At 68.8% G+C, this 6,147-nt stretch carries 3 protein-coding genes; 2 read left to right on the plus strand and 1 reads right to left on the minus strand.

The genetic code is table 11. The annotated features are described in order from the left end of the window. Together IZR01_RS47450 and IZR01_RS47455 are read left to right on the plus strand one after the other, a co-directional pair. A partial coding sequence (locus IZR01_RS47450; RefSeq protein WP_194927688.1) for a TIM44-like domain-containing protein occupies positions 1–1,243 on the plus strand: 1,243 nt, incomplete at its 5' end. Between the two features lie 393 nt (positions 1,244–1,636). Beyond that, positions 1,637–2,722, plus strand: a complete 1,086-nt coding sequence (locus IZR01_RS47455) for a phospholipase D-like domain-containing protein (protein WP_228561371.1) — start codon at positions 1,637–1,639, stop codon at positions 2,720–2,722. Positions 2,723–2,877: 155 nt separating this feature from the next. Here the strand turns inward: IZR01_RS47455 and IZR01_RS47460 are convergent, their stop codons facing one another. After that, a complete protein-coding gene (locus IZR01_RS47460) occupies positions 2,878–6,141 on the minus strand; it encodes a TIM-barrel domain-containing protein (protein WP_194927690.1) in 3,264 nt (1,087 codons plus the stop codon). Positions 6,142–6,147: the final 6 nt, after the last annotated feature.

The raw sequence follows: 6,147 nt of genomic DNA on the forward strand, positions 1-6,147 counted from the left end.
CGGTGGGGGAGGTGGCGGCGGCGGTGGCATCGGCGGCATAGGCGGCATCGGTGGCCTCCACGGAGCGGGAGCCGGCGGTGGATCCCTCGCCGTGCTGGTGATCGTCGCGCTGATCATCTTCTTGGTGATCGCGTACCGGGCTACGCACAAGCGGGGAAAGGGCGGCCTGAACACCGGATCGGACCAGAAGGCCCACCGTTCGGACGCGGCGGCCCGGCAGCGCGCCACCCAGATCCAGGCCCGGGTCGCGGCGATCGCCGACACCGACCCGACCTTCGCGGTGGACGTGCTCACGAAGCGGGTCGTCTGGCTGTACACCACGGCCCAGCGGGCCTGGACCGACCGTGATCGGGCCGCCCTGAAGCAGATCCTGTCCCCGGTGCTCTACGTCAAGTGGAACGAGGAGCTGGGCTACTACGAGTCGCGCGGCGAGGTCAACGTCGTACAGATCATGGCCGGGCCGACGGTGGAGCTGGTCAACGTCGCGAACCGGGCCGGGGAGAGGAACGACAGCGTCACCTTCCGGATCAGCGCGACGATCAGCGACCGAGTGCGCCGCGCGGACGGTACGCACGCCGTGCGCAAGGACGGCGCGACCCGCCCGGTCGAGTACTGGACGCTGCGCAAGGACGCCTCCGGGGCGTGGATCGTGGCCTCGATCGAGCAGGCCGCCGAGGGCGCGCACCACCTCACCGACGCCATCGAGACCGACGGCTGGGACCAGAAGGCGGTGGCCCGGGACGCGGTGCTGGAGGTGGCGCGGAACGTCTCGGTGCCGGGCGCGGGCGACGTCCTGGCGCTCACCAACATCTCCTGGAGCACCGACGCCGACGCCGCCGCCGGCGACCTGAGCGTGCTGGACGGCCGGTTCGACAAGGCGGTGCTGGAAGTCGCGGTCGAGCAGTTCCTCGAGGAATGGGCCATGAACGACGGCAGCCTGGACTTCACGGCGGTCCGCACCCCCAACCGCACCGTCATGCGCAACGCCGCCATCGGCTCGGTCGAGGTGCGCTCGCTGGTCTCGCGCGAGCCGATCGTGGTCCGGGTCGTGGTGGCGGCCGAGGGCTTCTACTACGAGGTCGACCGCCGGACCGAAGAGGTGCTGCTGGGCGACGCGCACAAGCGGCGCCCGGTCACCTTCAGCTTCGATCTGCGGCTGGACGGCCCCACGGCGAAGGGCTGGACGGTCGTCGCGGCGCAGGCGGCGCAGAGCGGGCCGCGGCTCGCGGACCATCGTTCGTGAGCTGATTCGCTCCGGCGGGGGCTGTCGGCGGCTGTCGATGGTTACCGGCAGCTGCCGGCGGCTGCGGGCGGTTGCCGCCGTGTAGTGGCGTGCGTATAAGGGTTCTGATCGCGGTCGAGTGGCGAGTTCCGGCTTGGCGCCGGCCTCGCCACTCGACCGCACAGCCCTGCCGCTCGCCGTTTTTTCTATACAGGGCAAGCCTTTCAGCTTATCCAGCCTGTCAACGTTCCTGAAGTCGATTCATGGAATTGTTACGGAGTTGACATTAGCGCTCCATCTGGATTCAGCATGCTGAGTTGGGATCCCGTGATGCTCTGGGGCCAGCTCCCTGATACGGGATCCGCGCCCATCTGCCACCGGGCGCGACAACGCCGCAGAAGGAGATCACCCGGCATGAACGCCCACACGTTCGGCATGACCACCAAGACCACCAAGACCACCAAGGCCGCCAAGAGCACCAAGGCCGCCAAGAGCACCAAGGCCGCCAAGACCAAGACCGCCAAGGCGGCCAAGACCACCGTGATCGCCGGCCTCGCCGTCGCCACCGCCTTGGTCGCCTGCCCGGCGCAGGCCGCGAGTGGGACCTACACCCCGTTCATCTTCGACCAGAGCTCCGGCGGCCAGCCGACCATCTACAACTTCATCAACTCCGCGAAGTCCAGCCTCGACATGACCATGTACGAGCTCGTGGACACCACCGCCGAGCAGGACCTGCTCAACCTGCAGGCCGCGGGCGTCACCGTCCGCGTCATCCTGGACCAGGCCGAGCAGTCCACGAACCAGGCCGCCTACGACACCCTCACCAACGGCGGCGTCAGCGTCGCCTGGTCCTCCACCGACTTCGTCTACACCCACCAGAAGACGATCACCGTGGACGGCTCCCAGTCGATGATCCTCAGCGGCAACCTGACGTCCAAGTACTACAGCACCGGCCGCGACTACGGCGTCACCGACACCGACGCCAACGATGTCTCGGCGATCGAAGCGGTCTTCAACGCCGACTTCACCGGCACTAGCATCACCCCCGGCGACGGCGACAACCTCCTGTGGTCCCCGACCGACTCCCAGTCCCGCCTGCTGTCGGTCATAAACGGTGCCACCTCCACCCTGGACATAGAGCAGGAGGAACTGAGCGACGCCCCCCTCGTCAACGCGGTCGTCGCCAAGGCCGAGGCCGGCGTCACCGTCCGCGTCGTGGTCGAAGACCCCTCCTCCTGGACCAGCGCGATAAACAAGATAAAGAACGCCGGCGGCTCCGTCGTCGGCTACTCCGGCACCAAGGGCCTCTACATCCACGCCAAGGCCGTCGTCGCCGACTACGGCCAGTCCGACGCCACCGTCGAGGTCGGCTCCATGAACTGGACCTCCAACTCCCTCACCAGGAACCGCGAACTCGGCATCATCCTGAACGACACCGGGGTGGAGAACACGATCGAGACGCAGTTCGGCTCGGACTACTCGGGCGGCACCGCGCAGTAGGCACAAGATTGCCTTTGAACCGAAGGCAATCAGAGCCCGCCGACAGTCGGCGGCCACAACGCAAGGGTCGGCCCCGCCCGGAAGTCCATCCGGGCGGGGCCGACCTACAACTACCTACACCTCAACTGCCTACAACCAAGCAGCGGCTTCAGCGGCTACCGGTAACTCACCACCAGCCCCTGCCGCACCGACTGCGCCGGCGCGCTGACGGTCAGCGTGTGTGAAGCCGCATCCCACGTCCACTTACCGTTGGCGAGCTTCACTCCGTTGACCGACACCGACGAAGGCTGCTGCGCGTTCTCGAACTCGACCGTCCAAGTCCGCTGCTGCACCTGCCCGGTGAAGGACCCCTTCGCCGGGGCGATCGTCACCTTGTGGCCGCCGTAGGTGATCTCGGTCGTCGCACTCTGCGCGCTGTTCGTCGTGGTTCCGTTGTCCTCATACAGCGCGAACGATCCCGGCGCGCCCTCGGCGACTGTCACCGTCGCGTTGGTGAGCGGGTTCTGGTCGTCGTTCGTCACGTTCCCGGACCGGGTCGCCATGATCCCGCCGGACTTGATGAACACCGGCATCGTGTCCAGGCCCGTCGTGACGTTCTGCACTGTGCCGCCCTGGTACGTCTGCCCGGTGAAGTAGTCCGTCCAGGAACTGCCGGCCGGGAACCAGACCTGCGTGGTGGCCGAGGCGCCCGATGTGGTCACCGGCGCCACCAGCACGTCCGAGCCGTAGAAGTACTCGCTCCCGTCGAACGCGTAGGCGTCCTGCTGGTCCGGGTACTGCAAGTACGTGGGGCGGGTCACCGGGACGCCGGTGGTGGCGGCCTGGTGGGCCAGGGTGTAGGTGTACGGCACCAGGTCCTCGCGCAGGTTGAGGAACTTCTCCGCCGAGTCCTTCGCGGCCGGGCCGTACTGCCACGGCAGCCGATCGCTGTGGTTGCCGTGCAGGCGGTCGACGGGCTGGAACGTGCCCAGCTGCACCCACCGCGCGTAGAGGTCGTCCGGCAGCTTGGTGCTGCCGGGTTCGGCGCCGGTGGTCTGGTCGCCGGCGTTGTTGAAGCCGCCGATGTCGTGGCTCACCGCGGACAGGCCGGTCGAGGCCGACTCGCCGGGGGTGTAGCCGACCTCCATGGCGAGTGTGGCCCAGGTGGAGGTGGTGTCGCCGGTGAAGTGCACGGTGGTGCGCTTGTCGGCCCACGGCCCGGTCGTCAGCCCCATCGAACCGCTGTAGCCGGCGGCGTCGAGCGAGGAGTAGGCCCGGGAGAACGCGAAGCCGCGGCCGACGGTGGAGTCGGTGTCCCACGCGTAGTTCTGGTTGATCCAGGAGTCCGGCGTGACCCCGGGCAGCGACGAGGTGGAGCTGTCACAGCACCAGTCCAGCCACCAGAAGTCGTCGCCCTGGTTCTGGATCTGCTGGTGCAGACCGAAGTACGCCGACAGCTGCGCCGGGTTGCCCCAGTCGAAGCAGTACTGCCCGGTGCCGCACGACGGCAGCGTCCCGCCGGCCGCCGCCAGCGCCTGCGGATACTGCGGGTCGGTCTGCTGGATGCTCGGGTGCACGTTGAGCGTGGTGTGCAGCCCTTGCGAGTGTGCCCACGCGAAGTATGCGTTCGGGTCAGGGAACTTACTCGGATCCATCTCCCAGCCGTCCCAGGTGCTGACGGCCTTGAAGTCGGTGTCGGTGACCAGCACGTCCAGCGGCACGCCCTGGGACCGGAAGGTGGGCAGGATGGTGTTCTCGTAGTCCGCGGCCGTGTGGTTGTAGTACTCGGAGTACCAAACGCCGTAGGCCCAGCGCGGCAGCAGCTCGGACGGACCGGTCAGGGTGGCGAGGTCCTTGAGCCCCTGCTGGTAGTTCTGGCCGTAGCTGAACACGTACCCGTCCTGATACGGCTTGCCGCCGTTGGAAGGACGCTGCGACACCTTGTGCGCCGCGGAGTCGAACACCGCCGACGTGGTGTCGTCCACCAGCGACCAACCGTCCTGATACAGCAGGCCCGGCGTGGTCACGACCTCGCCGTTCTGGCCGTCCAGACCGCGCCGGTAACCGCCGAGCGGGGCGTGCGGGGCCAGCAGCGGCGTGTTGTTCTTGACCACCGCGACGGTGTCGAGGTTGACGTGGCAGGCGTCCGCGGTGGGGCAGCCGATCGTCACCGTGTTGTCACCGGCCGCGAGCGTGACCGGGATCGCGACGGTGCGCCAGCTGTCCCAGCTGCTGGTCTGCGCCAGGCTGGTGGTGGCCGGGGTGCCGCTGCCGACCGCGACCGAGATCGTCCGCGGACCGGCGGCACCGGTCTGGCTGGAGTCGGTCTGCCAGTTGGCGTAGCGCAGCTGCAACTGGTAGCTGCCCGCCCGCGGCACGCCGGTCAGGGCGATGGCGTCGCTGGCAGCGGTCGAACTGAGACCGCCGACGAACCCCCCGCCGGAGTAGTCGTTGTGGTCGTCCTGCAAGGAGGCGCCGCCGATGAGCGCACCGGACTCGGCCTCGCAGATCGTCCCGAAGGGACAGGGCTGGCTCTGCGGCGCGCCGGGTCCCGGGTAGGCCGAGCCGGTCGGCACGACGGCCAGGCTGTCGAGGTTCACGTTGCCCGAGTCGGACGCCGCCCGCGCGACGGTGACGGTGTTGTCCCCGGCCTTCAGCGTGACCGGCACGGTGGCGACGGCCCACGTGTTCCAGTCGGCCGTGGTGGGCAGCGACAGCGTCGCCGCCGTGCCGCCGCCGGGGCTCACGCTCAAGGTGCGGGTGACGTCCTTGCCGTCGCCGCCGGTGGCGTTGGCGTAGCGGGTGGCGAGCTCGTAAGTGCCCGCCGTCGCCGCGGTCACCCGGAACGACAGTGAGTCGCCGGAGTCGGTGAAGCCCGCGACGAAGCCGGATCCGGTGTACCCGCTGTGATCGCTGGCCACCGACAGGCCGGTGAGGTTGAGGCTCTCGGCCTCACACAGCGCCCCGAACTGACAGGACGGTACCGGCTTCGGCGTCCACGGACCGGCCGTCACGCTCTGGTTTCCGGCCCGCTCGGTGACGCTCAGGTTGGCCGCGCCGAACGGCCCGGAGCCGACCTTGTAACGCAGCTGCGTCTGGCCGGTGTCGATGGTGAGCCAGCCGTTCACGACCTTCTGAGTGAAGTGCGTGGGCGCGAAGCCGTCACGGCCGATGGCGTTGAACGTCGGGTCGTTCTCGAAGACGCCGTTGCCGGCGTACTCGGTGCGGATGAGGGTCGGGGACAGCACTTCGAAGCGTGCGTTGCCTGAGACGACCGCGTGCTTGGACGCGATGGTCGCCGCGGCGGACGAGGTCGGGCCGGCCGAGGCGGACGACACCGCGGCGGTCAGGGTGCCGGCCAGGACGAGTCCGGCGGTGACAGCCGCAGTCGCTGCACGCCGGCGGGTTCGTCGGGGGGGACGTGGGGGACGGGGACGCATCAGGAA

This window comes from Catenulispora pinisilvae (assembly GCF_015356865.1).
Classification (GTDB): Bacteria; Actinomycetota; Actinomycetes; order Streptomycetales; family Catenulisporaceae; genus Catenulispora; species Catenulispora pinisilvae.

Bases quoted from the DNA above. Each gene is read 5' to 3' on its own strand.
- IZR01_RS47455 (WP_228561371.1), top strand. From the start codon at position 1,637: ATGAACGCCCACACGTTCGGCATGACCACCAAGACCACCAAGACCACC.
- IZR01_RS47460 (WP_194927690.1), bottom strand. From the start codon at position 6,141: ATGCGTCCCCGTCCCCCACGTCCCCCCCGACGAACCCGCCGGCGTGCA.